Here is a 25,706-nt window from a genome sequence, read left to right as displayed (position 1 = left end):
GGGCGCCTCTGGCGCAAGGGGTGCCTCTGGCAAGAGGCGCCCGAGGCGAGTTCGCGGGCCGGAGTTCGGCCGGGATCAGGTCGGGTCGAGGCCGTGGCTGCGCAGCCACGGCAGCGGGTCGATCGCCGAGCCGCCGCCGGGGCGCACCTCGAAGTGCAGGTGCGGGCCGGTCGAGTTACCGGAATTGCCGGAGTACGCGATGGTGTCGCCGGCCTTCACGGAACCGCTGCGGATCTTCGTACTGGAGAGATGGCAGTACCAGAGTTCCGTGCCGTCGGCGGTCGTCACGATCGCCATGTTCCCGTAGGCGGGATTCCACTGCGTCCGTACGGTGCCGTCCGCCGCGGCCAGTACGGGAGTGCCGTACGAAACCGGGAAGTCGATGCCCGAGTGCGTGGACATCCAGTTGATCCCGGACTGTCCGTAGTATGCGCTCAGCCCGTGCTGCTTCACCGGCAGCGCGAACTTCGGCCGCATCGCCTCCTTGCGCGCGGCCTCGGCGGCCTTCCGCTTGCGCTCGGCCTCCTGGCGTTCCTTGAGGTCGATGCGTTCCTGCGTACGGCTGGCCCGGTCGGCGAAGTCGTCGGCGTCCGCGGAGAGGTTGGCGAGCTGGGTGTCCAGCTTGTTGTTGGCCGTGGACGGCTTGACCGTGGTCGGGTCGGGCGCGGCCTGGGTCTGCGTGTCGGCCGGTTCGTCGCTCATACCGCCGGCCACGGACGCGGCCGCGATGCCCGCGACGCCGAGCGCGCACACGGACGGCACGGCGACCGTCAGCAGCGCGGAACGTTTGGCGGGTGCCCGACGGCGACTACGGCTGCGGGGCGAGGGCCCGGCCGGCGCGACAGGGGCGACCGGGGTGACCGGGTCGGCGAAGGGCGCGTCGGCGGCATCGGCCGCGTCCGCCGCGTCGACCTGGCTCGGCAGCGAGACCCCGTCCCCGGCCCCGGCGGGCTTGCTGAACTCGCTCGGGCTGAACTCCGGTGCGGTGACGGGGTGTTCGGCCGCCGCGTGCTCGTCCTGGGCGGACTGTTCGATGGGGTCGAAGGTCTGCGTCTCGAAGGCGAGCGGGTCGAAGACGGGGGCGGCCTGCGTCTCGAAACCCGCGCCCGCCGCGGCCTGGCCGTCGAAGTTCGGGGTGTCGAAGTTCGGGGCGTCGAGGTTCGCGCCGTCGAAGTTCGGGGTGTCGAACGTCGTGGTGCCGTAGACGTCGGTGGCGCCGTACACGTCGTAGGGATCGGCGGGCGCGGCGGTGGCGGCGTGGGCGGAAGGAACGGCTCCGCCGACGTTCCACGCGGTGGCGTCGTACGCGCCCGTCTCCAGGAACGACTGCCCGTGCTCCAGGCCGGTCGGCTGCTCGAAGTCCTGGTTCTGCCACTGGCCGGCGGCGTCCCACTGATCGGCGGCCTGCGGACCGGGCTGCGCGGGGATGTCGGCCAGCGGCTGCCCGGGGATGTCGGCGAGTGGCTGGTACCCGCCCGTCGCCCACATGGCGGTCGTGTCGTAGCTGCCGGTGGCGTAACTGCCCGCATTGTGCGGGTCGTAGGCCGCGTGGCCGGCCGTCGCCCACTGGTTGTTGTCCCACTGGCCGCTCTGTCCGGCGTCGTACGCGCCGGTCTCTCCCGGCATCGTGCCGAACAGCGGGTCGGCGTCAAAAGAGGTGGTGTCGAAGGCACCGGTGGTGTAGCCGTCGTAACCGGCGGCATAGCCGTGCTGGTCGTTCACCAACTTCTCTTTCGCCTCGACAGCGGGGGGCAGAGCAGTGCGGTGACTGTACCCGGCGGTACGCGACGGCGACAATCTTCGGGAGGTTTCCCGGCTTCAGGAAACGGGCAATCGGCCGCCTTTCGGCGGACTGTGGGCAGAGCTTTGGTGCTGCGTTCGGAGAGCGTTCGACCATCGGACGCATCGACGTCGTCTCGACGGGGGGATCTGACGCCCCGTAAGTGGCGCGGGTGGGCTCCGGCGCAGGTCAACGCGTTGTAGCGGCGCGTGTGCGAGGCGTCAGGCCACGACCGCCGCCGAGCCCGCGCTCCGCGCCGGGGCCTCGTCCGAGTCGATGGCCTGGCGGACGCCTGACGTGACCGCCGGGTGGACCGGCAGTGCGAGATGCCCGATTCCTGCCACCCGTACGTTCTGCGCCCTGAGGTCGGGGTGGTCGACGGCGGCCGTCTCCAGCGGTGACATCACCGTGTCGAGGTCGCTCCAGAAGCTGACGAACCGCGTCCCGCAGTGCGGTGCGGGTTCCTTCAGTTCCTCGATCACATCGGAGTCCGGGCGCATCTGGCGCACGATCGGGTGTGCGCTCATCAACGGCACGACATCGGTGCCGCCGTGCGGCGAGCCGAGCGTGACCAGCGTGCGCACCCGGAGGTCGCCGCCGAGCCGCTGTACGTAGTAACGGGCGATGAGTCCGCCCAGGCTGTGCCCGACGATGTCCACGACGGGCTGCCCGGTGCGTTCGCAGATCTCCTCCACATGCCGGCCCAGGCGCTCCGCCGCCTCCCGGATGTCGTAGGTCAGCGGTGAGTAGTTGAGGGACATGAGGTGCTGCCGGCCCTCCTTGGCCAGGGTGCGGCGCAGCAGCACGAACACCGAACGGTTGTCGATGAAGCCGTGCAGCAGCAGCACGGGCCGCTCGGCCGTGGCGCTCGGCAGCCGCACGGGTTCGGCCCGCGCCTGCGGAACCCGCTCCCGCCGGATGCCCGAGGGGTAGAGGAGCAGATGCCCGGCCAGGATGGCCAGCTCCAGCGCCGATGCCTTCAACAGTGCGGTGGAGAAACGCAGATGCTGTCCGTGAGGGAGCAGCCCGGGGCGGCGCAGGCAGGACTCGAACGTCGACAGCAGTACGGGCAGTACCTTCACGGCCGACCTCCCGAACCGCACGCGGGAGCCGGCTCCGTGCCCCCGTGTGCCCGGCGCGCCGCACCACCGTGCCGCGCGGCTGGCGGCGCGGTGGTGCAGCGATCTCCTCGCGGTCCCCGTGTGCCGGCCCGTGGTGCGGCGGTCGGGCCGCCGTCCCCTGGGGCAACGCCCGGCGAACGCGTCTCACCATGTGATTTCCCCCTCCCTCCACACCACGAAACTGCCGCGTACGCGATCCTGGAGATAACGTTCGTTCACATCGTTCCTCTGCTGGTTCACCTTTCGCGAGACGTCTCGGGGCGGTCTCAGGGCCGGTGGTGGACTCCTGAGGAGCTACTCGGTACATGGAGGCAGTGATGGGTGTGGCAGCCGGTCCGATCCGCGTGGTGGTCGCCAAGCCGGGACTCGACGGGCACGATCGCGGTGCCAAGGTGATCGCGCGGGCGCTGCGCGACGCCGGTATGGAGGTCATCTACACCGGTCTGCACCAGACGCCGGAGCAGGTGGTCGACACCGCCATCCAGGAGGACGCCGACGCGATCGGCCTGTCGATCCTCTCGGGGGCCCACAACACCCTCTTCGCGAAGGTGATCCAGCTCCTGAAGGAGCGCGACGCGGAGGACATCAAGGTCTTCGGCGGCGGCATCATCCCGGAGGACGACATCGCGCCCCTCAAGGAGCAGGGCGTCGCGGAGATCTTCACGCCGGGCGCGACGACGACATCGATCGTGGAGTGGGTCCGCGCGAACGTCAGGCAGGCCACAGGAGCCTGAGCCGGAGAGGCGGGCCGGGGGCTGGTGGGGCTTGGCCCGCGTGGTGTGGCTGGCGTGCCGTGGTGTGGCCGCGGCGGAGGGGCTGGTCCTCCACGGGGCCGAGGCCGGAGCGGTGTCATATGCGCGCGTCGGCCGACGCTGGTCCGCTGGTCGTGCCCGGCCCCTCGGGCGGAGGCGCGGATCCCGGGTCGCATGGACGGCAGAGGGCGGCACCCGGCGCGGTCGGCGTGGCCGACCCGGTCGGCGCATGCATCTCGGCGACCATTGCCGCGCGTAGTCTCAGGGTGCCGACGAGGCGCTGGAATGCCTCTGCCCAGTAGCCCACCGCGCCCGGTGCGCCGTCCTCCGGTTCGTCGGACAATGCGGTGAGGGACTCCAGGCGGCTGGTCTCGGCGGGATCGAGGCAGCGCTCCGCCAGTCCCATCACCCCGCTGAAGCTCCAGGGGTAACTGCCCGCGTCCCGAGCGATGTTGAGGGCGTCGACGACCGCCCGGCCCAGCGTGCCCGACCAGGGCAGGGTGCACACCCCGAGCAGCTGGAACGCCTCGGACAGGCCGTGTGCGTCGATGAACCCGGCGACCCAGTCGGCCCGCTCGGCGGCCGGGAGCACCGCCAGAAGCTTGGCCCGCTCGGCGAGAGACACCGCGCCGGGCCCCCCGGCCTCCGGGGCGGAGGGCACGCCGAGCAGCGCCCGAGCCCAGCCGGCGTCCCGCTGTCGTACGGCCGCACGACACCATGCGGTGTGCAGCTCGGGGCGCCACTCGTCCTGCACCGGAAGGGCCGTGATCTCCTCGGCGCTGCGACCGCCCAGGCGCGCCGGCCAGGTGGCGAGCGGTGTCGCCTCCACCAACTGGCCAAGCCACCAGGCGCGTTGGCCTCTGCCGGGCGGCGCCTGGGGCACGACTCCGTCGCGTTCCATCGCGGCGTCGCAGGCGTGCGGGGCCTCCACCGTGATGCCGGTGCGTGTCTGGTCCATGGCCACGCAGGAGGACGCGCGGTCCGCCATGCGCGTGGCCAGCGCCGAGCTCGGCAGCGCCGACAGCAGCTCGGCGGCGGTGGCCCGGACGTTCCGACTGCGGTCGGACAGCGCGCGCTCCAGGAACGGCTCGTCGCCGTCGGACAGCCCGGCGCGCAGCGAGTCGAGGAACATCAGGCGGTCCTCGGCCCGCTCGGTGGACCAGCTGCCGCCAAGCAGCTCGCGGGCGGCCTCGGGATCGTCGGCCCGCACTGCGGCCAGCAGGGCGACCCGTTCCGCGAACAGGCCCTCCCCCCACAGCCGTTGCACCGCATCGATGTCCCTGGTGTCGGGCAGCGCGTTACCTCCCGGCGACGTGCGCAGCGCGAACTTCCAGTCGGGGTTGAGCCGGGCCAGCCACAGCGCCCGTGGACCGGCGAAGTGCAGCGTCTGCGGCCTCAGGTCGGTACGGCCACGGGCCGCGTCGAGCAGTGCGGGCAGCAGCTCGGCGGGCGCGGCGTACCCGTGGTCGTTGGCCACCGCCAGCCACTGCGGCAGCAGCTCCGTCAGGTCCGGGGCGGTACCGCGCCGCCCGCCACCGGTGCCGGGCCGGTCGGCGAGGAGGAGGGCGAGGCGGCGCCGGGCGGCCGCGGGCAACGGTGGCCTCGGATCGGCTGCGGCACGTTCGGGCGGGGCGGCGGCCGGGGCGGGCCGCAGTCCTGCGCGGCGTCGCACGGTTTCCACGGCCGCCGCGTCGAGCAGGGCGGCGGGCAGGTCCTTCCCGGGCGGCACGTCCACGGGTGGCCTGCGCCGGTCGGTGCCGAGCAGGGCGGAGGTGACGAGTTCCTCCCAGGGCGTGCCGTGGCAGCCGGGGCTGCCGGGGCCACCGCCGGGGCGGGCGTCGGGGGCGGGGCTGGGCTCGCGACCGGGGCTGAGGTCGGGTCCGGGTCCGGGACCGGGACCGGGACCGGGGCCGGGTCCGGGGTCGGGTCCGGAGCCGGAGGTGGAAGTGGGCGCGGTGGAGGCGGTGGCCGAGGCGGTGGCCGAGGCGGTGGTGGTGTGAGCAGGGCGGGTGTGGTCGGTGGGCGTCGCGTTCATGCGGTACTCCGGGCATCGGGAACTTGCGGGAGAGGCGCGGGAGTCGAGGCCGGGCGCGCAGCCCGGCTTCAGTTGAGCGATATCGCCTCGGCGCCGGGCTCCGTGGGCCAGGCGGTAAGAGGGGTGAAGCCGCCGTGTCCGCACTCGCCGAACACGGTGACCGGTGCGCCGCCCGAGACCGCGACGAGCTTCCACAGTCCCGGCCGGGAAACGGCCCTGTCCGACAGTGGAAGAGCGAGCTCACCTGCTGCGTCGGCGAGTTGCCAACCATCGCCGTGCTCCTCCTGGACGGGAACCACATCCCCCAGGGTGACCGGCCACGAGTCCAGCCACGGGTCGTCGCGCAACGCGATGCCGTACGCCGCCGTGGCGTCAGCGATGCCCGTGCCCGCCGGGCGAAGCGGGGTCGGCACCGGGGCCGCGAAGCGTTCGCCGAGGGCGGCCCGCAGCTGGCCGGCACCCGGATAGGGGGACAGCTCCGCGTCCAGCGCGAGCCCCACCGGAAGCGCGAGCTCCGGAGCCCGCCCCGCCGCCCCGAAGGACAGCACCAGTGCAGTGCGACCCGACTCGGCCCCGTACAACCAGATGCGCCGCGTGGTCAGCTTGGCCTCGGCCGAGTCGTACTGGGCCAGGACCAGCCACTGGTCCCGCACCGGTGGGCCGTCCGCCGACGTGGGCAGGCCGAGCCGCGTACGCACGGTGGCCGCGAGCGGTCCGGGCAGTTCATCGCGCCTCAGCCAGGCCTGATCCAGCAGGTGGAGCAGGGCGCACTCCTCCAGCATCCGCACCGGCCATCCGGCGCCCGAGCCCGGGAGGGCCCCCAACTCCTGTACGCGCGAGGCGAGTCCGGGCACCTGGGCGTCCACCATGCGGCGGGCCGTCTCCTCCCACGGTCCGTACCCCGCCCGCTCGGCGCCTGCGAGGCCGCCGCGCAGCAGATCGGTCAGGCGCTGCTCCAGATCGGTCGTCCCCGCCGTGGCCCGCTCGGCCCGCCGCTCGGCTCGACGGCGGGCCGCCTCCGCGTCCCCGCCCCTGCCTGCCCCTGGAGTTGACTCCTCCTGCTTGGCCGCCCGCTTGCGTCGGTCGGTCAGCCACTGCTCCGCCCACTCCGGCGGCTGCGCCTGCGGAACCGTGCCGTCCGCGCCGTCCGGTCCCGCCCAGAGCAGCAGCAGGCCGAGCGCGTGCTTGCACGGGAACTTCCTGCTCGGGCAACTGCACTTGTACGCGGGGCCCGTGGTATCCACGACCGTTTGGTACGGCTTGCTGCCGCTGCCCTTGCACAGGCCCCACACCACCCCCTCGCTCGAATTCCCCGCCTCGGACCACGGCCCGGCCGCGCCCAGCTTGCTTCCCGCCTTGCGTGACGCGGCGTCAGGAGCCAGTGCGAGCACCTGATCAGCCGTCCAGCGCACCCCCTGCTGATTCATGTCTGCGACGTTAGGGCCTGCCACTGACAATCGGCTCTGAGCTGGGGAAACGATGCTCGACGGCGAGGCCGCGGACGGTCGCGGCCGGAGCCGGAGGCCAGCCGGAACGGGTCAGTCCGGCGGAACGGGTCAGTCCGGGGGAACGCAGCAGTCCGCCGGAATGCAGCAGTCCGGCGGAATGCAGCAGTCCGGCGGAACGGAGCAGTCCGGCGGAACGGAGCAGTCCGGCGGAACGGAGCAGTCCGGCGGAACCGGAGAGCCGGAACGGGAAAGTCCGCCGGAACCGGAAAGCCCGCCTCCGTCGAAGCCGGGTCGGCCGACCGCCTCAACTCCCCTCCGCCCACCCCCATTTCGCCCCTGACCAGCAACGACGGCCGATTGTCAGTGGCGTGGTGCACGGTGGAGACCACAACCGGCGATCAGCTCGGGCCGCGGCCCGGTGAACGTCGAGGTGCTCAGTCCTGCGCATTTGGAGGGGGATCCATGACTGTGTCCGTCAACACCGCCGTGAACGGCACGAAGGACGATGCGGGCGCGCTGCGAGCGGACGGTGCGGAAGCGCTGCGGCCGCACGCCGAGGACGCGTTCGCAGACGAGCTGAAGGCGCTGGCGGCGGCCGACGACCGTCCGCGGCCGGCGCGCTGGCGCCTCTCGCCGTGGGCCGTGGCGACGTATCTGCTGGGCGGCACGCTGCCGGACGGCACGGTGATCACGCCGAAGTACGTGGGCCCGCGGCGCATCGTCGAGGTCGCCGTGACCACCCTGGCCACGGACCGCGCCCTGCTTCTCCTCGGTGTCCCCGGCACCGCGAAGACCTGGGTGTCCGAGCACCTGGCGGCCGCCGTGAGCGGTGACTCGACGCTCCTGGTCCAGGGCACGGCAGGCACGCCGGAAGAGGCGATCCGGTACGGCTGGAACTACGCGCAGCTGCTCGCCCACGGCCCGAGCCGGGACGCGCTCGTGCCCAGCCCCGTCATGCGGGCGATGGCCGAGGGGATGACGGCGCGGGTGGAGGAGCTGACCCGCATCCCGGCGGACGTGCAGGACACCCTGATCACCATCCTGTCCGAGAAGACCCTGCCCATAGCGGAGTTGGGGCAGGAGGTGCAGGGGGTACGCGGATTCAACCTGATCGCCACGGCCAACGACCGCGACCGCGGGGTGAACGAGCTGTCGAGCGCGCTGCGCCGCCGCTTCAACACGGTCGTGCTGCCCCTGCCGGAGAGCGTCGAGGCGGAGGTGGACATCGTCTCCCGCCGGGTCGACCAGCTCGGGCGCTCGCTCGACCTGCCCGCCGTCCCGGACGGCGTCGACGAGATCCGCCGCGTCGTCACCGTCTTCCGCGAGCTGCGCGACGGGGTCACGGCCGACGGGCGCACGAAGGTGAAGTCGCCCAGCGGCACGCTCTCCACGGCGGAGGCCATCTCGGTCGTGACCAACGGGCTCGCCCTGTCGGCCCACTTCGGGGACGGCATCCTGCGGCCGGCCGATGTCGCCGCCGGGATTCTCGGCGCGGTCGTGCGGGATCCGGCCGCCGACCGGGTCGTCTGGCAGGAGTACCTGGAGGCGGTCGTCCGCGAGCGCGAGGGCTGGAAGGACTTCTACCGCGCGTGCCGGGAGGTGAGCGCGTGAACGGCTTCGCGGAAGCGGCGCCGGGCCCCCGCCGCCGGCCCATGGACAGGGGCGCCGCCTTGCACGGGGGTGAGGGCGGCGCCCCGCAGGACAACGGTGGCGAACGGGCCGACGGGCCCTGGCTGTTGGGGGTGCGCCACCACGGCCCGGGCTCGGCGCGTGCCGTAAGGGAAGCGCTGGACGCCCGTTCGCCGCGTGCCGTGCTCATCGAGGGGCCGCCCGAGGCGGACGCACTCGTGGAGCTGGTCGGGGACGACGGGATGAGGCCGCCGGTGGCGCTCCTGGCACACGTCACGGACGACCCGGCCCGCTCGGCGTTCTGGCCGCTGGCCGAGTTCTCACCGGAGTGGGTGGCGCTGCGCTGGGCGGTGGAGCGCGGCGTACCGGCCCGGTTCATCGACCTGCCGGCCGCGCACTCCCTGGCCGGGCCGCCGGAAGAGGACGCGGAAGAGAACGCGGAAGGGGACGCGCGAGAGCACGGGGAAGGGGACGCGCGAGAGGACGCGGAAGGGGACGGGGAAGGAGACGCGCAAGGGGACGCGGAGGAGGAACCGGGAGCGCAGCGGGGAGAGCAGCTGCCGGGAACCCACGACGAAGTGCCCCTGGAGGCGGGCTCGAACCCGCCCGCCGCCGGAACCGGCGAGCGGAACCTGCGGATCGATCCCCTCGCGGTCCTGGCCGAGACCGCCGGGTACGACGACCCGGAGCGCTGGTGGGAGGACGTCGTCGAGCACCGGGACGCGGGCGGCGACGCGCTGGCTCCGTTCGCCGCGCTCGCCGAGGCGATGGGCGCGCTGCGCGAGCGGTACGGCGACGGCGGGCATGCGCGCGATGCGGTACGGGAGGCGTACATGCGCCTGCAACTCCGCTCGGCCCGCAAGGAGTTCGGGGACGAGGTGGCGGTGGTGTGCGGCGCCTGGCACGTGCCCGCCCTCGCCGCCAGGACCACCGTGACGGCCGACCGGGCCCTGCTGAAGGGCCTGCCCAAGGCCAAGGTCGACATGACCTGGGTGCCCTGGACCCACCGCAGGCTGTCCCGGGCAGGCGGATACGGAGCGGGCATCGCCTCGCCGGGCTGGTACGCGCATCTGTTCCGCGCCCCGGACAGGCCCGTGGAGCGCTGGCTGACCAAGGTCGCCGGGCTGCTCAGGGACGAGGACAGGGGCGTGTCGTCGGCGCACGTCATCGAGGCTGTACGGCTCGCCGAGACCCTGGCCGTCATGCGGGGCAGGCCCCTGCCCGGCCTCTCGGAGACCACCGACGCGATCCGTGCCGTGCTGTGCGACGGCTCCGACGTGCCGCTGGCCCTGGTGCACGACCAGCTGGTCGTCGGGGATGTGCTCGGCGAGGTGCCGGAGTCGGCGCCGGTCGTGCCGCTCCAGCGCGACCTGACCAGGACGCAGCGCCGACTGCGCCTCAAACCCGAGGCGCTGGAGCGGGAGCTGGACCTCGATCTGCGCAAGGACACCGACGCGGAGCGCAGCCGCCTCCTGCACCGGTTGCGGCTGCTCGGCATCGGATGGGGCGAACCGCCGGCGGTGGCGCGCGGCTCCACCGGCACGTTCCGGGAGAGCTGGCGGCTCCGCTGGGAACCGGAGCTGGCGGTCCGGGTCGCCGAGGCGGGCATCTGGGGGGCGACGGTGCTCGCGGCGGCCACCGCGAGGGCCGAGTCGGACGCGATCGCGGCGCCGGTGCTCGCCGACGTCACCGCGCTCGCCGAGCGCTGCCTCCTCGCCGAACTGCCGGACGCACTGCCGACGGTGATGCAGGTGCTGGCCGACCGTGCCGCCCTGGACAACGACGTCGGCCACCTCGCCCAGGCCCTGCCCGCGCTGGTCCGCTCGCTCCGCTACGGCGACGTGCGCGGCACGGACACCGGTTCCCTCGCCGAGGTCGCCGCGGGCCTCGCCGAGCGGGTCTTCGTCGGCCTGCCGCCGGCCTGCGCCGGGCTGGACGCGGACGGCGGGGCGCAAATGAGGGGCCATGTGGAGGCCGTGCACGCGGCGGTGGGACTGCTCGCCGAGGCGCCCGCGAGCCCACCACCGCCGGACGAAGTCCCGCCCGGCCCGGGCGCGCTGCCGCCGGACGAGGCCGCGTCGGGCCCGGGCACGCCACCGGACGGCGGCGAGACGGCGGCGTACCGCGCGACCGGCATACGCAGCCGTTGGCACACCGTGCTCCGGGGGCTCGGGGGGCGGGACACCGTGCCGGGGGAGGTGCGGGGCAGAGCGGTCAGGCTGCTCCTTGACGAGGGGGAGCTGGAGCACGGCGAGGCCGCCCGGCTGATGGGGCTCGCACTGTCGGCGGGCGCGGCGCCGGCCGATGCGGCGGCGTGGATCGAGGGGTTCGTCGGCGCGGGCTCCGGTGGGACGGGCGGCGGCATGCTGCTCATCCACGACGACCGGCTGCTCGGCCTGGTCGACGCCTGGCTGACGTCGGTGCCGGCCGCGGCGTTCACGGACGTACTGCCGCTGCTGCGCCGTACGTTCTCGGCGTACGAGACCGGAGTGCGGCGCACGCTCGGGGAGTTGGTGCGGCGCGGGCCCGGTGGCGCGGCCGGTGCGATCGCGGAGACGACCGGCATACGCGGATTCGCGGCGGAGCCCGACCGGGAGCGGGCCGACGCGGTGCTGCCGGTGCTGCAGCTACTCCTCGGCCTCGCCCGCGACGCCGACGCCGACAGCGACGCCGATGCCGATGCCGACGCCGACGCCGACCCCCGCCCCGGCCTCGACCCCGGAGCGGAGTCTCCGGGCACTCCGGGCCCCACCACCCGCGACCTCACGGAGGTGACCGTATGACCGGCACAGCAACGGACGCGCCAGATACAACTGACGCGCCTGACGCGCCTGACGCGCCTGACGCGCCTGACGCGCCTGACGCGCCTGACGCGCCTGACGCACCTGACGCGCCTGACGCAGCGGACGAGCGGCTTCGGCGGTGGCGGCTCGTGCTCGGGGGAGACGCGGCCGACGGGACCGGGTGTCGGCTGCGGGGGCAGGACGCGGCGATGGACGGTGCGCTCAGCTCGCTGTACGGCAAGGGCGACCGGGCGGGGCGGGGCCGGGACCGTTCGGCCGGGCTCGGGGCGTCGGCGCCGTCGGTGGCGCGCTGGCTCGGGGACATCCGGAGGTACTTCCCGTCGTCCGTGGTGCAGGTGATGCAGCGCGATGCCATCGAACGGCTCGGGCTGTCCACGCTGCTGCTCGAACCGGAGATGCTGGAGGCCGTCGAGGCGGACGTGCAGCTGGTCGGCACGCTGCTCTCGCTCAGGCAGGCGATGCCGGAGACGACCAAGGAGACCGCGCGTGCCGTGGTGCGCAAGGTCGTCGAGGACCTGGAGAAGCGCCTCGCGTCCCGTACGCGCGCGACGCTGACCGGCGCGCTCGACCGCAGCGCGCGCATCAGCAGGCCCCGCCACCGGGACATCGACTGGAACCGCACGATCGCCGCCAACCTGAAGAACTACCTGCCGGAGTACGGGACGGTGGTGCCGGAACGGCTGGTCGGGTACGGGCGGGCCTCGCGGTCCGTGAAGAAGGAGGTGATCCTCTGCATCGACCAGTCCGGTTCGATGGCTGCCTCGGTCGTGTACGCGTCGGTGTTCGGCGCGGTCCTGGCGTCGATGCGGTCGATCGCGACGCGGCTGGTCGTCTTCGACACAGCGGTCGCCGACCTGACCGACCAACTGGACGACCCGGTGGACGTCTTGTTCGGCACCCGGCTCGGCGGGGGCACGGACATCAACCGGGCGCTCGCGTACTGCCAGTCGCAGATCACCAGGCCCGCGGACACGGTCGTGGTGCTGATCTCGGACCTGTACGAAGGCGGGATACGGAACGAGATGCTGAAGCGGGCCGCCGCGATGAAGGCGGCGGGCGTCCAGTTCGTGACGCTGCTCGCGCTCTCCGACGAGGGGGCGCCCGCGTACGACCGAGAGCACGCGGCGGCGCTCGCCGGGCTCGGGGCCCCTGCGTTCGCCTGCACGCCCGACCTGTTCCCGGAGGTGATGGCGGCCGCGATCGAGAAGCGGCCACTGCCGATACCGGACGCGGCCTGAAACCGCTGCTCGGGCGGGCCCGGGGCCCGGTGGGCCGGGCTGTTCCTGAACGCTTGGTGAACCGTGGCTGAATCTGGCTGGAGGGTGCGCCGTTGGGCATATCGGGACATGGGTGCTCATCAGTCACAGGGGACTTGCGCAACGCCTGCCGTCGCATGCAAGGATCGGGCGCCGCCTATCCGGAAGGCTCCCGAACTTGACTGCAGCAGCCGCGCTTCCCGCCGCCGCCCAGCGCATGGTGCGCTCGGCGGGCGGTCGGCGTGCGCTGCGCGTGGGCCTGTTCGTGGGCGTGCTGTTCGCGCTCGGGCTGCTGTTCGGCGGCCGGGCGCAGGCGGCGGAGGCGGTGGATGCGGTCGGTGCGGTGGGCGCCCCGCACGCGTCGGGCACCGGCACCGGCACTCGCACCGGCACCGGCACCGGCACGACCCCGTCGGACAGGGCCAAGTCCCCGTCGGACACGGCCAAGCCCCCGTCGGACACCGACAAGCCCCCGTCGGACACCGACAAGTCCGGGCAGGCCCGCGACGCCGCGTCCACCGGCGCGGCGCAGCCCGCCGTCGAGACGCGGCAGGCTCAGCCCCGACGCGGAGTCGTCGACCCGGCAGCGCGGCGGAGCATGGCCACCGCGACCGCCACAACCACCGCGACCGCCACAACCACCGCGGCCGCCACCACAACCCAAGCCGCAACCCGAGCCGCAGCCCAAGTCGCAACCCGAGCTGCAACCCGAGCCACGGCCTCCGTGTCCTCCGCGACCGTGTCCCTCACCCGGGCCGTCACGCGGGAGTTGACCCGTACGGTCGCGAATCCGCTCGGTGCGCTGGCCGAGCAGGCCGCGCGGAGGCTGCCCGAATCGCCGTTCCCCCGACCCTCCTGGCCGGACCTCGGCGAGCACGGGCCGGTCGGTGACACCGTGCGCCCCGCACCGGACCGCACCGTTCCGCAGCAGGGCGCACCCGGCACGCGGGCCGACGACGAGCAGCACGCGGCGCGGCCGGACTCCGCGTACCAGCTGCGGGACCGGCGGACCGGCGTCCTCGCCCTCGCGGTGACCGGCCACTTCGCGCACGACCCCGCGGGCCGGGACGCGCGGCGGCCGCAGCCGCAGTTGCCGTCCGACCTCCCGCGGGGGCCGCACGGTATGGCCGGGCAGTCGGCGTCCGACAGTGGTGCGCAGCGCCACGGCGAGCTGCATGCGGCGGCCGCCTCGGGGGCACCCGCGTTCCGGCTCGTGGCCGGTGCGGGCTCGGCCGCGGCGTACTACCCGACACGCGACCGGCACCGCGACATCCTCGAATTCCCGGGTTAGGGCAGGCCTTCCCCCGCCTTGGACCTGCCGCGCGGGGGCGGGACAGGTCTGCCCATCCGGAGCGCTTCCTTCCCTATGCGCTCCGACCCCCTCGAATCCGAAGGAATCGACGCAAGCATGAGCAAGCACAGCAAGCCCAGCAAAGCCGTGACCACCAGCCGGAACCTGCGCCGCTCCGTCGTCATAGCCGCGGGCGCCACCAGCGTCATCGCGATGGGCGCCGCGGGCGCCAACGCCGCCGAGCTGCCCGCCTCCTCGCTGCCGATCAGCACCCCGGACGTGGACGTCGACGCGGTCAAGGATGTCCAGGACGCGGTCGGCGGTGTCTCCGTTGCCGTGGGCGTCGACGCGGGTGACGCCGTCGACGGCGTCACCGGCCAGGCCGAGTCGGCGGCTGCCCAGGCGAAGGGTGCCGCGGGCCAGGTCAAGGGCGAGACCGCCAAGGTCAAGGGCGCGGCCGGCCAGGTCAAGGGCGCCGCCGACCAGGCAGGCGACGTCAAGGACGCGGCCTACGGCGACGTCAGGGGCGCCGTGGACCAGGCCCGCCAGCACGTCGACGGCGAGCTCCCGGCGTACGGCGCCATCCCGGCCGTCGGCACCCCGGACCTCGGCGAGGTGAAGGGCCAGGCGCAGGGTCACGTCGGCCACGCGCAGGGCCACCTCGGCGAGGTGAAGGGCCACGTCCAGGGCCACGTCGGCCACGCGCAGGGCCACCTCGGCGAGGTGAAGGGCCACGTCCAGGGCCACGTCGGCCACGCGCAGGGCCACCTCGGCCAGGCGGCGGGCCACGTCCAGGGTCACGTCCAGGGTCACGTCGACCAGGCCCGCGGCCACGTCGCCGACGCCCAGGGCCAGGTCGACTACCTCTTCGGCCCGCTCGCCGCCTTCGCCCCCGAGCTGGCCGCGCAGGCCCCGGGCCAGGTCCAGGACCAGGTTCAGGGCGCCCGCGCCCAGGTCCAGGAGCGGGTCCAGGGTGCCGGTGCCCAGGTCCAGGACGCCGGTGTCCGGGTCCAGGGCCACGCCCAGCAGGTCGCAGCCCAGGCCCCGGGTGCGGCCCAGGGTGTACTGGCCCAGGCCTCGCCGATCGTGGACGAGACCTCGCAGGCCGTCCTGCCCCCGCTCGTGCACGCCGCGCTCAAGTCGGCCGTGCCGGTCGCCGGCCAGGCCAAGTCCGACGCCGGGGTGCTGGTCCAGGACGTGACCACCGACGTGCAGCCGTTCGCGGCCGGAGTCGTCGGTGAGGTGCAGCCGATCGCGGGCGCCGTCGTGGAGGACGCGAAGCCGGCCGTCGGTGGCATCGCCGACGAGGTGACGACCCTGGGTCAGGGCGTCGGCGGCAGCGTCACCGGCCTGACGCAGAACGTCACCGGCGAGGTCCAGCCCCTCGTGCAGGACCTGACCGGCACGGTCACCGAGGACGGCGGCTCGCTCCTGGGCAACGCCGTGTCCGGCGTCCAGAACACCGTCTCGTCCATCACGCCCGGCTTCGTCGCGGGCCTCTGATCCGAGGCCGGGGCTCAGCCCCACCCCCGCACCGGCACGGCCGGGTCCCTGTCTCCCCGACAGGGACAGCCGTGCCGGTGCGGCCTCCGTCTCCCCGACGGGACCGCCGCACCAGCACAGCCGGCCTCCGTCTCCCCGACAGGGACAGCCGTGCCGGTGCGGCCTCCGTCTCCCCGACGGGACCGCCGCACCAGCACAGCCGGCCTCCGTCTCCCCGACGGGACCGCCGCACCAGCACAGCCGGCCTCCGTCTCCCCGACGGGACCGCCGCACCAGCACAGCCGGCCTCCGTCTCCCCGACAGGACCGCCGTACCCGTCAAGCACCACTCAGACGGCGGGTCGACCGAGCAGCGCGCCACGCGCGGACCTCCGGAGCCCGACGGAGCCCCGAACGGACCCCGTACGGAGCCCCGAACCGGACCCCGACGGAGCCCCGAACGGACCCCGTACGGAGCCCCGAACCGGACCCCGACGGAGCCCCGAACGGACCCCGAACGGAGCCCCGAACCGGAGCCCGACGGAGCCCCGAACGGACCCCGAACGGAGCCCCGAACGGACCCCGAACGGAGCCCCGAACCGGAGCCCGACGGAGCCCCGAACGGACCCCGAACGGACCCCGAACGGAGCCCGAACGCAGCCCCGACCAGGACCCCGGAGGCCAAGCGCAGCGCCACTCGGCCCGCTTTCCGTGGCCGCTGCGCCGCCCCCGTAACGCCCCAGTCCCGCCCCCGTCCCCGCCCCCGTAACGCACCCCTCCCTGCCCACCTCCCCGCCCCCGTCCCGCCCCCGTAACGCACCCCTCCCTGCCCACCTCCCCGCCCCCGTAACGCCCACCTCCGCACCCCCGTCTGTGACCGTAATCACCGCCGGAGTGTGATCTGCGATTTAGGGACCTACGTCCCACGGCGATAACCTGCGAGACGGACATGCCGCGTCCACGGACACCGTGCACGCCTCCCTCAGTGACAGCGCAGTCACGTTGCCCTTCGCGGCACGCCCACGCAGAAAACGAACGTGACAGAACGCGAAGCGACAGCACATCAACGGAAGTGACTGCCGCCGCGATCGACGCGATACCACTGAAAAGGGACGGACGCGCGTGGACCTGTTCGAGTACCAGGCGAGGGACCTCTTCGCCAAGCACGGTGTACCGGTGCTGGCCGGTGAAGTCATCGACACGCCTGAGGCGGCCCGCGAGGCGACCGAGCGGCTTGGCGGCAAGTCCGTCGTCAAGGCGCAGGTGAAGGTCGGCGGCCGCGGCAAGGCCGGTGGCGTCAAGCTCGCCGCCACCCCCGACGAGGCCGTCGCCCGCGCGACGGACATCCTCGGCATGGACATCAAGGGCCACACGGTCCACAAGGTGATGATCGCCGAGACGGCTCCCGAGATCCTTGAGGAGTACTACGTCTCGTACCTCCTCGACCGCACCAACCGCACCTTCCTGGCCATGGCGTCGGTGCAGGGTGGCATGGACATCGAGGAAGTCGCCGAGAAGACCCCCGAGGCCCTGGCCAAGGTTCCGGTCGACTCCAACGAGGGCGTCACCATCGAGAAGGCCCGCCAGATCGTCGCCCAGGCGAAGTTCCCGGAGGCCGTGGCCGAGAAGGTCGCCGAGGTCATGGTGACCCTGTGGGACACCTTCGTCGCCGAGGACGCCCTCCTCGTCGAGGTGAACCCGCTGGCCAAGGTCGCCTCCGGCGACATCCTGGCCCTGGACGGCAAGGTGTCGCTCGACGCGAACGCCGACTTCCGTCAGCCCGAGCACGAGGCGCTTGAGGACAAGGACGCAGCCAACCCGCTCGAAGCTGCGGCCAAGGCCAAGGGCCTCAACTACGTGAAGCTCGACGGCGAGGTCGGCATCATCGGCAACGGCGCCGGCCTGGTCATGTCGACCCTGGACGTCGTCGCGTACGCCGGTGAGGCGCACAACAACGTCAAGCCCGCCAACTTCCTCGACATCGGTGGCGGCGCCTCCGCAGAGGTCATGGCGAACGGCCTGGAGATCATCCTCGGCGACCCGGACGTCAAGTCCGTGTTCGTCAACGTCTTCGGTGGCATCACCGCCTGTGACGAGGTCGCCAACGGCATCGTGCAGGCCCTGGCGCTCCTCAAGTCCAAGGGCGAAGAGGTCACCAAGCCGCTGGTCGTGCGCCTCGACGGCAACAACGCGGAGCTGGGTCGCAAGATCCTCAGCGACGCCAACCACCCGCTGGTGCAGCGCGTGGACACCATGGACGGCGCGGCCGACAAGGCCGCCGAGCTCGCGGCCGCGAAGTAAGGGAAGAGGTTAAGAGACCACCATGGCTATCTTCCTCAACAAGGACAGCAAGGTCATCGTCCAGGGCATGACCGGCGCCACCGGCATGAAGCACACCAAGCTCATGCTCGGTGACGGCACCAACATCGTCGGCGGCGTGAACCCGCGCAAGGCCGGCACCGAGGTCGACTTCGACGGCACCTCCGTACCGGTCTTCGGTTCGGTCAAGGAGGCCATGGAGAAGACGGGCGCCAACGTCTCCGTCCTCTTCGTGCCCCCGGCCTTCTCCAAGGCCGCCGTCGTCGAGGCCATCGACGCCGAGATCCCCCTCGCCGTGGTCATCACCGAGGGCATCGCCGTCCACGACTCCGCCGCCTTCTGGGCGTACGCGAAGGCCAAGGGCAACAAGACCCGCATCATCGGCCCGAACTGCCCCGGCCTCATCACGCCGGGCCAGTCCAACGCCGGCATCATCCCGGGCGACATCACGAAGCCGGGCCGCATCGGCCTGGTCTCGAAGTCCGGCACGCTGACGTACCAGATGATGTACGAGCTCCGTGACATCGGCTTCAGCTCCGCCGTCGGCATCGGTGGCGACCCGGTCATCGGTACGACGCACATCGACGCCCTGGAGGCGTTCGAGGCCGACCCCGACACCGACCTGATCGTGATGATCGGCGAGATCGGCGGCGACGCCGAGGAGCGCGCGGCCGACTACATCAAGGCCAACGTGACCAAGCCGGTCGTCGGCTACGTCGCGGGCTTCACGGCGCCCGAGGGCAAGACCATGGGCCACGCCGGCGCCATCGTCTCCGGCTCCTCCGGCACCGCGCAGGCCAAGAAGGAGGCCCTGGAGGCCGCGGGCGTCAAGGTCGGCAAGACCCCGACCGAGACGGCCAAGCTGGCGCGCGCCATCCTCAATGGCTGACCAGCGCCAACGGCTGACCAGCGCCAACGGCTGACCAGCGCCAACGGCTGACCAGCGCCAACGGCTGACCAGCGCTGTACGTACGCGGGCCCGCACCCCTCCTGCCGGGGGTGCGGGCCCGCGCGCGTACCCGAACGGCGTCACTCCAGCAGGGGGGCCAGCCGCTGCGGCCCGTTCCCCGGCTCGGCCTGCAGCTTCTGCCGCAGCCATTTGTCCTGCTCGGTGAGCGGCCCGGGGCCCATCCGCGGCGGCACCCCGCTGATCGGCGCACCGGGCGCGGGCACCGGCTCGTACTGCCGCGGCGACGTGGCGAGTGCGAGCGCGGAGGCGCCGATGATGAGCGCCGTGAACGCGATCGCGGCCCGCGTCCAGAACCGAGAGCGGTGCTCACCGCCCTGTCGTACGACGGTGGCGGGACCGGCGCCGAGCTTCTCCGCCCGCGCCAGCTCGTCCAGCCTGCGCTGGAGTTCGGTCGGCTCGGACAATTCGGGCAGCCGCCCGGCGACGGCCTCGCGGGCGTGCAGGAGCCGGTGCGCGGCGGCCGGAGTGGAGGCCTCCGTCTCGGCGGCGGTCTCCGGCAGGTCGAGCCCGACGCCGTCGTAGAGGACCAGCGTCCGGCGGTACGGGGTGGGCAGGCTGAGCAGGGTGTCGAGCAGCTTGCGGTCCTCGGCCTCGGCGGGCGGGGCCTCCGGCTGCCGGTGCCTGCGCCGCAGCCGGTGCCAGGGCGAGAGCGCGTACTCGTACGCGGCCGCCCGCACCCACCCCACCGGGTCCCGGTCGACGGCCACTTCCGGCCATCGCTCCCAGGCCTGCTGAAACGCCCGCTCCACCGCCTCCTTCGCGAGCGCCCGCCGCCCGGTGAGCAGATACGTCTGGCGTACGAGGGCGGGGGAGGTGAACGCATACAGGGCGTCGAACGCCTGGTCGGGGGTGAGGCGGGCGCCGCGGGCCGAGTCGGTGGCGCTTTCGGGTGGTTCGGGCTCGGCCGTTTCCGGGACCACCGTGTCCGGGGCCACTGCTTCCGGGACCACTGCTTCCGGCGTCGCCGTCTCCAGGGCCACCGCCTCCGCAGTCCGGCTTTCCGGGGCGTCGGTGTCCGAGGCGGCCGGACGTGCGTCGGTGCTGCTCCTGCTCGCCGCCTTCGAGCCGCGGGCCTTACCGGTGCCGGTTGACTTCGCCGTACGTGACGCGCCCGAGCGGCCCTTGGACGAGGCGCCCGGCGGCCGGGTGCGGGCCGGGGCGGCGGCGAGCAGGCGGGCGTATGCTGCGCGCTTGCTGCCTCTGGGGGTGGTACGGCCGGTCTCCCAGGACCTCACCGTCTCGCGGGTGACGCCGACTTTCGCGGCGACCTGTGCCTGCGTCAGATCCTGCGCCTCCCGCAGCCGTCGGCACTCCTTGGGGGACGGCAGCGGGGTGGCGGGGCTCTGGGTCATGTCGGACTCTCCACACCGTGGGCCGTAGCACCGTCGTCAGGGTCGTCGTTCGCAAGGCGGACCGCCGTGGCGCGTGCAGCCCAATGCCGTACGAAAAAGTACATAAACGTATATTGGGCGACACTGCGTGTATTCGCCTGTTACGACGAGGAAGCGCGTGTCGTTGGGAGCATGGCGGGCGTGACGCACCCCACCGACCGCAGCTCGTCGCCCCGTTCCTCGTCGCCCCGCAGCTCGTCGCCCCGTTCCTCCGCGCCCCGTTCCTCAGCGCCCCGTTCCTCAGCGCCCCGTTCCTCCGCGCCCCGTTCCTCAGCCGGAGCGCGGGCCGCCGGGGTGCCGCCGTCCGCCGTGCTCGGCGGTCTCGCGCGCAGCGGGCGGTGGCGCAGAACGTCCGCGCTCGTCGGCGCGGTGGTCGGCGGCGCCGTCGCGGCCGGGCTCGGACTCGGCGCGTTCGCCGTCCTGGTGATGGCCGGGTGGATCAGCTCCCCGTACCCGGGCAGCGGGCCGGACGACGCGCTGCACGTGGCGGCCGCGATGTGGCTGCTCGCCCACGGCGCCGACCTGGTCAGGGCCGACACCCTCGCAGGCGGCCCGGCGCCGCTCGGCGTCACCCCGCTGCTCCTCGTCGCGGTGCCCGCGTTGCTCCTGCACCGCGCGGGCCGCGACGCCGCGGACACGGCGGACCGGCCGCGCGGCGCGCTCGGCGGGGTCGTCGGCGGGTATCTGGCGGTCGGCGCGCTCGCCACGCTCTTCGCGACGGACGGCCCGCTGCGCGCGGACCCGCTGAGCGCCGCGCTGCACCTCACGGCCCTCGCGCTCCTGGGCGCGGCCGCCGGGGTGTGGAACGCGTACGGCCGCCCGCGCGGCCCGCTGCCCGCACCGCTCCGCCGCCTCCACGCGCCGGAGCCGCGGCCTGACGGGGCGGGCCGCCCCCACCCCGGTCCCGCGTTCCGGGCGGCCGCGGCCGGGGTGCTGGTGCTGGTGGGCGGCGGCGCGCTGCTCGTCGGGGTCTCGCTCGCCGTGCACGCTCAGGCCTCGCAGACCACGTATCTGCAGCTGAGCGACCTGTGGTCGGGGCGGGTCGCGGTGCTGCTGCTCGCCATCGCGCTGGTGCCCAACGCGGCGGTGTGGGGTGCCTCCTACGGGCTCGGGCCCGGCTTCACGCTCGGCGCGGGCGGCGTGGCCTGGCCCGGAGGGGCGCCCACGGACCCGCTGCTTCCGCCCTTCCCGCTGCTCGCCGCGATCCCGGACGCCGGTACCGGTACGCCGCTGACCTGGGCGGCGTGCGCGGTCGGCGGGGTGTGCGGGCTCACCGTCGGCTGGTTCACGGCCCGCGCGGCGGCGCCGAAGTCCATGCCGGACCGGGCCTGGTCGCGGGGTGAGACGGCGCTGACGGCGGGGCTCGCGGCGGTGCTGTGCGGCCTCGCCCTGGCCCTGCTCGCGGCGCTCGCGGGCGGCCCGCTGGGCGGCGGGGCGCTCGCGGACTTCGGCCCGGTGTGGTGGCGGACGGGTGGCGCGGCGCTGCTCTGGGCGGGTCTGCTCGGCACCCCGGTCGCCCTGGGCCTGCGGGCCTGGCGCGTACGGAGCCGGCGGGCGCGGGACCTGTGGGGCCGGGTCAAGGGCGTACGGCTGCGGGCCCCGCGCCGGCCGGGCTGGGTCCGTACGCCGGGCTGGGTCCGGCTGCCGCGCGTGAACGTGCCCCGCGTACGGCTGTGGCGCCGCCGCGACCGGCAGGACGACCCGCAGGGCGAGCAGCAAAACGACCGGCAGGACGACCCGCAGGGCGAGCAGCAAAACGACCGGCAGGACGACCAGCAGGCCGGACCCGTGGCGGTCGGCCGTCGCAGGTGGTGGACACCCTGGCGCGCCAAGTCCGGTACGCGGGAGGGGAGTTCGGCCCCCGGCTTCGAGCCGTACGACTTCACCGTACGACCGGGGCCGGGGCCGGACCCGGAAAGCCGCTGACCGGCGACGACCCCGCGGGTGCTACTCCTCCTCGGGCGTGCCGAGGAACGGGCGGAGCTGCTCCGGGAGGAGGTTCTCGCAGGACTTCTCGGCCGTGGTCGTCAGGGCGTCGTTGACGCAGGTGAAGTAGTCGCGGTAGACGATCTGCGCCGTGAACGTGGCCGCGACCATGGCGAGCGCAAGGGATCCGGTGACCAGGCCGCTGACCGCCGCCGTCCGCTGCGGCTTCCCCGCGCCCGCGCCGGCCGCCGGGGGAGCGGCCCGCTCGGGCTTCCGGTCCTTGGCGTCCTGGCCGTCCTTGCCACCCTGGCTGCCCTTGCCGTCCTTCCCGTCCCCCGCCGGGTGCCCGCGCAGCGAGCCGATCGACCAGTACAGCGCGAGCGCGCCGAGCAGCAGCGCCACGTACGGCCAGGAGAACAGGGCGAAGAAGAAGCCCCACATACCGGCGAGCAGCGCGTACCGCGCGCGGCGCTGGACCGGGTCCGTCGGGTCCCAGCGCAGCCCGCCGCCCGAACCGCCCTGGCCGCCGGGACCGCCGGGACCGCCCTGGCCGTCGGACTCGCCGGGCCGCTGGCCGAACGGGCCGGAGGAACGCCCCGGCTGGCGGCTGCTCCAGCGGCTGCCGCCGCCTTGGCCGCCCCGCTGATCGCCCTGCTGATCGCCTCGCTGATCGCCCCGCCGATCGCCGTTGTCCTGCTGCCGCGGCTGCCACGGGCGGTCCGGGCTGCCCTCGGGCGGCGGGGCGAAGGGGTTGTCCGCGCGGTTCGCGCGGTTCGCGGGGTCCGCGGGGTCCGCGGGGTCCGCGCGGTTCGCGGGGTTCGCGCGGTTCGCGGGGTTCGCGTATTCCGACTCGCCGGAGCCGTTGCTCTCCGTGTCCGGGCCCACACCTTGCCGGGACCCGTCGTCGGGCGGGTCCTGCTGAGGCGAGGACGGGGGCGTGGGCAGTCGGTCCGGCATCTGGTGTGTGTCTTCCCCTAGTTGAGGCCCGAAACAGGGCATGCGTAGCGCTTGCTTAGCAGACGCTACCTTCCGGCCGGGTCCCCGTCCCGTGGGGGCCGCAACGTGTGCCGGTATCGTTGCTGACGGTCGAGCGCTTCGTAGAGTTCCCCGTATTGGGGGACATGAAGCATTCGTACGACCGCACAAAGCCGAGCAAGCCAGGAAAGGGCCCCGTCGTGGCCTCATCTCCCGCCGCCCCGAAGCGCCTCGTCGTGCTCGTCTCCGGGTCCGGTACCAATCTGCAGGCGCTGATCGACGCCATCGAGGCCGTGGGCAGCGCCGCCTACGGCGCCGAGATCGTCGCCGTGGGCGCCGACCGAGGCGGGATCGCCGGTCTGGAACGGGCCGAGAGCGTGGGCCTGCCGACCTTCGTGTGCCGGGTGCAGGACCACCCCACGCGCGAGGAGTGGGACCGGGCGCTCGCCGAGGCCGTCGCCGCGTACGAGCCCGACCTGGTGATCTCCGCCGGGTTCATGAAGATCGTGGGCAAGGAGTTCCTCGCGCGCTTCGGCGGGCGGACCGTGAACACCCACCCCGCGCTGCTGCCCAGCTTCCCCGGCGCCCACGGCGTGCGGGACGCGCTCGCGTACGGCGCGAAGGTCACCGGCTGCACCGTCCACTTCGTCGACGACGGCGTCGACACCGGGCCGATCATCGCGCAGAGCGTGGTCGAGGTCCGGGACGAGGACCACGCGGACGGTGGCGCCGCGCTCCACGAGCGCATCAAGGAAGTCGAGCGCCAGCTGCTCGTCGAGGTCGTGGGGCGTCTGGCCCGGCACGGCTACCGCATTGAGGGACGAAAGGTTTCCATCCCGTGACCGCCGAAGGTATGACCGCCGAAGGTACGGCCGCAGCAGGTACGGCCGCAGCAGGTACGACCGCAGAAGGTCCGCGCCCCATCCGCAGGGCTCTCATCAGCGTCTATGACAAGACCGGCCTGGAAGAGCTGGCCCTCGGGCTGCACGAGGCGGGCGTCCAGCTCGTCTCCACCGGCTCCACCGCCGCGAAGATCGCCGCCGCCGGGGCGCCGGTCACCAAGGTCGAGGAGCTGACCGGCTTCCCCGAGTGCCTGGACGGCCGGGTCAAGACGCTGCACCCGCGCGTGCACGCCGGGATCCTCGCCGACCTGCGCCTCGACTCCCACCGCGAACAGCTCGCCGAGCTCGGCGTGGAGCCCTTCGACCTGGTCGTCGTGAACCTCTACCCGTTCACGCAGACCGTCGCCTCCGGCGCCTCGCCCGACGAGTGCGTCGAGCAGATCGACATCGGCGGCCCCTCGATGGTCCGCGCCGCCGCCAAGAATCACCCCTCGGTCGCGGTCGTCACCAGCCCCGAGCGGTACGCGGACGTGCTCGCCGCCGCCAAGGAGGGCGGGTTCGACCTGGCCGCCCGCAAGCGCCTCGCCGCCGAGGCCTTCCGCCACACCGCCGAGTACGACGTGGCCGTGGCCTCCTGGTTCGCCGCCGACTACGCGGCCGAGGGCTCGGGCGAGGAGTTCCCGTCCTTCCTCGGTGTCACGTACGAGCGCAAGAACGTCCTCCGCTACGGCGAGAACCCGCACCAGGCGGCCGCCCTCTATGTGTCTACCAGCGGCTCCGCCGCGGGCGGCGGCTGCGGCGGTCTCGCGAGTGCCGAGCAGCTGCACGGCAAGGAGATGTCGTACAACAACTACACGGACACCGACGCCGCGCGCCGGGCCGCGTACGACCACGCCGAGCCGGCCGTGGCGATCATCAAGCACGCCAACCCGTGCGGGATCGCGATCGGCGCGGACGTCGCCGAGGCGCACCGCAAGGCGCACGCCTGCGACCCGCTGTCCGCGTTCGGCGGTGTGATCGCCGTCAACCGCCCGGTCTCCGTCGCGATGGCCGAGCAGGTCGCGGAGATCTTCACCGAGGTCATCGTGGCGCCGGACTACGAGGACGGCGCGGTCGAGGTGCTTGCCCGCAAGAAGAACATCCGTGTCCTGCGCTGCCCCGAAGCGCCCGAGCTGGTCTCCGAGTTCAAGCCGATCGACGGCGGCGGCCTCGCCCAGATCACGGACACGCTGCAGGCCGAGGGCGACGACCCGGCGAACTGGACGCTCGCGACCGGTGAGGCGCTGTCCGACTCGGAACTGAAGGAACTGGCCTTCGCCTGGCGCGCCTGCCGTGCCGTGAAGTCCAACGCGATCCTGCTCGCCAACGACGGCGCCTCGGTCGGCGTCGGCATGGGCCAGGTCAACCGCGTCGACTCGGCGAAGCTCGCCGTGGAGCGCGCGGGCGAGGAGCGCGCGACCGGTTCGTACGCCGCGTCCGACGCGTTCTTCCCGTTCCCCGACGGCCTGGAGATCCTTACGGCCGCGGGCGTCAAGGCCGTGGTCCAGCCGGGCGGTTCGGTCCGCGACGAGCAGGTCGTGGAGGCGGCGAAGAAGGCGGGCGTGACGATGTACTTCACGGGGACTCGGCACTTCTTCCACTGAGCCGGTGGTGAAACGGTCGGCGGCCCGCCGGCGCGCTTGGCGC

Annotated in this window: 17 protein-coding genes; 11 read left to right on the top strand and 6 right to left on the bottom strand. The window is 73.5% G+C overall.

Annotated elements, in window-relative coordinates:
* Positions 1-75 precede the first annotated feature (75 nt).
* Both QIS99_RS05510 and QIS99_RS05505 read right to left on the bottom strand, forming a co-directional pair.
* Complete coding sequence (locus QIS99_RS05510; RefSeq protein WP_282511042.1) at positions 76-1,722, bottom strand: M23 family metallopeptidase; 1,647 nt, start codon at positions 1,720-1,722, stop codon at positions 76-78.
* A 279-nt stretch (positions 1,723-2,001) separates the two neighbouring features.
* A complete protein-coding gene (locus QIS99_RS05505) occupies positions 2,002-2,862 on the bottom strand; it encodes an esterase/lipase family protein (RefSeq protein ID WP_408909489.1) in 861 nt (286 codons plus the stop codon).
* Positions 2,863-3,218: 356 nt separating this feature from the next.
* Here QIS99_RS05505 and QIS99_RS05500 point away from each other — a divergent pair, with 356 nt between their 5' ends.
* Positions 3,219-3,635 (top strand): cobalamin B12-binding domain-containing protein, encoded by a 417-nt coding sequence (locus tag QIS99_RS05500; protein WP_282511409.1) that lies wholly within the window; start codon positions 3,219-3,221, stop codon positions 3,633-3,635.
* Positions 3,636-3,750: 115 nt separating this feature from the next.
* On the opposite strand, the gene QIS99_RS05495 is transcribed toward QIS99_RS05500, so the two are convergent.
* Together QIS99_RS05495 and QIS99_RS05490 are read right to left on the bottom strand one after the other, a co-directional pair.
* Positions 3,751-5,688 carry a DUF5691 domain-containing protein gene (locus QIS99_RS05495; RefSeq protein ID WP_282511041.1) on the bottom strand — a complete coding sequence of 646 codons (1,938 nt, stop codon included), beginning with the start codon at positions 5,686-5,688 and terminating at the stop codon, positions 3,751-3,753.
* A gap of 68 nt (positions 5,689-5,756) precedes the next feature.
* Entirely contained in the window at positions 5,757-7,115 is a 1,359-nt protein-coding gene (locus QIS99_RS05490) for an SWIM zinc finger family protein (protein ID WP_282511040.1), read from the bottom strand.
* A gap of 483 nt (positions 7,116-7,598) precedes the next feature.
* On the opposite strand from QIS99_RS05490, the gene QIS99_RS05485 reads away from it, so the two are divergent.
* The 7 genes from QIS99_RS05485 to sucD all read left to right on the top strand — a co-directional run bounded on the left by QIS99_RS05485 (position 7,599) and on the right by sucD (position 18,805).
* Entirely contained in the window at positions 7,599-8,747 is a 1,149-nt protein-coding gene (locus QIS99_RS05485) for an ATP-binding protein (protein ID WP_282511039.1), read from the top strand.
* A gap of 41 nt (positions 8,748-8,788) precedes the next feature.
* Positions 8,789-11,548, top strand: a complete 2,760-nt coding sequence (locus tag QIS99_RS05480; RefSeq protein WP_282511407.1) for a DUF5682 family protein — start codon at positions 8,789-8,791, stop codon at positions 11,546-11,548.
* A complete protein-coding gene (locus tag QIS99_RS05475) occupies positions 11,545-12,807 on the top strand; it encodes a VWA domain-containing protein (RefSeq protein WP_408909488.1) in 1,263 nt (420 codons plus the stop codon). The genes QIS99_RS05480 and QIS99_RS05475 overlap by 4 nt, the downstream gene beginning before the upstream one ends.
* Before the next feature lie 196 nt (positions 12,808-13,003).
* A complete protein-coding gene (locus QIS99_RS05470; RefSeq protein ID WP_282511037.1) occupies positions 13,004-14,116 on the top strand; it encodes a hypothetical protein in 1,113 nt (370 codons plus the stop codon).
* 117 nt (positions 14,117-14,233) lie between these two features.
* On the top strand, positions 14,234-15,619 hold the full coding sequence (locus QIS99_RS05465) for a hypothetical protein (RefSeq protein ID WP_282511036.1): 1,386 nt from the start codon (positions 14,234-14,236) through the stop codon (positions 15,617-15,619).
* A 1,100-nt stretch (positions 15,620-16,719) separates the two neighbouring features.
* Positions 16,720-17,898, top strand: a complete 1,179-nt coding sequence (gene sucC / locus QIS99_RS05460; RefSeq protein WP_282511034.1) for an ADP-forming succinate--CoA ligase subunit beta — start codon at positions 16,720-16,722, stop codon at positions 17,896-17,898.
* Positions 17,899-17,920: 22 nt separating this feature from the next.
* Positions 17,921-18,805, top strand: a complete 885-nt coding sequence (sucD, locus tag QIS99_RS05455) for a succinate--CoA ligase subunit alpha (RefSeq protein ID WP_282511032.1) — start codon at positions 17,921-17,923, stop codon at positions 18,803-18,805.
* 140 nt (positions 18,806-18,945) lie between these two features.
* Here the strand turns inward: sucD and QIS99_RS05450 are convergent, their stop codons facing one another.
* Positions 18,946-20,238: a helix-turn-helix domain-containing protein gene (locus QIS99_RS05450; protein ID WP_282511031.1), complete on the bottom strand. Its 1,293-nt coding sequence runs from the start codon at positions 20,236-20,238 to the stop codon at positions 18,946-18,948.
* A 333-nt stretch (positions 20,239-20,571) separates the two neighbouring features.
* On the opposite strand from QIS99_RS05450, the gene QIS99_RS05445 reads away from it, so the two are divergent.
* Positions 20,572-22,203: a cell division protein PerM gene (locus tag QIS99_RS05445; RefSeq protein WP_282511029.1), complete on the top strand. Its 1,632-nt coding sequence runs from the start codon at positions 20,572-20,574 to the stop codon at positions 22,201-22,203.
* 21 nt (positions 22,204-22,224) lie between these two features.
* Here the strand turns inward: QIS99_RS05445 and QIS99_RS05440 are convergent, their stop codons facing one another.
* Complete coding sequence (locus QIS99_RS05440) at positions 22,225-23,160, bottom strand: hypothetical protein (RefSeq protein ID WP_282511028.1); 936 nt, start codon at positions 23,158-23,160, stop codon at positions 22,225-22,227.
* Positions 23,161-23,324: 164 nt separating this feature from the next.
* On the opposite strand from QIS99_RS05440, the gene purN reads away from it, so the two are divergent.
* Positions 23,325-24,020: a phosphoribosylglycinamide formyltransferase gene (gene purN, locus QIS99_RS05435; RefSeq protein WP_408909487.1), complete on the top strand. Its 696-nt coding sequence runs from the start codon at positions 23,325-23,327 to the stop codon at positions 24,018-24,020.
* An 11-nt stretch (positions 24,021-24,031) separates the two neighbouring features.
* Complete coding sequence (purH, locus tag QIS99_RS05430) at positions 24,032-25,663, top strand: bifunctional phosphoribosylaminoimidazolecarboxamide formyltransferase/IMP cyclohydrolase (RefSeq protein ID WP_282511406.1); 1,632 nt, start codon at positions 24,032-24,034, stop codon at positions 25,661-25,663.
* The last annotated feature ends 43 nt before the right edge of the window (positions 25,664-25,706 follow it).

This window comes from Streptomyces solicavernae (genome assembly GCF_029968095.1).
Classification (GTDB): Bacteria; Actinomycetota; Actinomycetes; order Streptomycetales; family Streptomycetaceae; genus Streptomyces; species Streptomyces solicavernae.
The sequence above is the reverse complement of the archived record's forward strand: the minus strand, read 5'-3'. Positions and strand labels throughout refer to the sequence as shown.

Excerpts from the sequence above, each read along its gene's own strand:
- QIS99_RS05500 (WP_282511409.1), top strand. The coding sequence starts at position 3,219 with ATGGGTGTGGCAGCCGGTCCGATCCGCGTGGTGGTCGCCAAGCCGGGA.
- QIS99_RS05495 (WP_282511041.1), bottom strand. The coding sequence starts at position 5,688 with ATGAACGCGACGCCCACCGACCACACCCGCCCTGCTCACACCACCACC.
- QIS99_RS05490 (WP_282511040.1), bottom strand. The coding sequence starts at position 7,115 with ATGAATCAGCAGGGGGTGCGCTGGACGGCTGATCAGGTGCTCGCACTG.
- QIS99_RS05485 (WP_282511039.1), top strand. The coding sequence starts at position 7,599 with ATGACTGTGTCCGTCAACACCGCCGTGAACGGCACGAAGGACGATGCG.
- QIS99_RS05480 (WP_282511407.1), top strand. The coding sequence starts at position 8,789 with ATGGACAGGGGCGCCGCCTTGCACGGGGGTGAGGGCGGCGCCCCGCAG.
- QIS99_RS05475 (WP_408909488.1), top strand. The coding sequence starts at position 11,545 with ATGACCGGCACAGCAACGGACGCGCCAGATACAACTGACGCGCCTGAC.
- QIS99_RS05465 (WP_282511036.1), top strand. The coding sequence starts at position 14,234 with ATGAGCAAGCACAGCAAGCCCAGCAAAGCCGTGACCACCAGCCGGAAC.
- sucD (WP_282511032.1), top strand. The coding sequence starts at position 17,921 with ATGGCTATCTTCCTCAACAAGGACAGCAAGGTCATCGTCCAGGGCATG.
- QIS99_RS05450 (WP_282511031.1), bottom strand. The coding sequence starts at position 20,238 with ATGACCCAGAGCCCCGCCACCCCGCTGCCGTCCCCCAAGGAGTGCCGA.
- QIS99_RS05440 (WP_282511028.1), bottom strand. The coding sequence starts at position 23,160 with ATGCCGGACCGACTGCCCACGCCCCCGTCCTCGCCTCAGCAGGACCCG.
- purN (WP_408909487.1), top strand. The coding sequence starts at position 23,325 with ATGAAGCATTCGTACGACCGCACAAAGCCGAGCAAGCCAGGAAAGGGC.
- purH (WP_282511406.1), top strand. The coding sequence starts at position 24,032 with ATGACCGCCGAAGGTACGGCCGCAGCAGGTACGGCCGCAGCAGGTACG.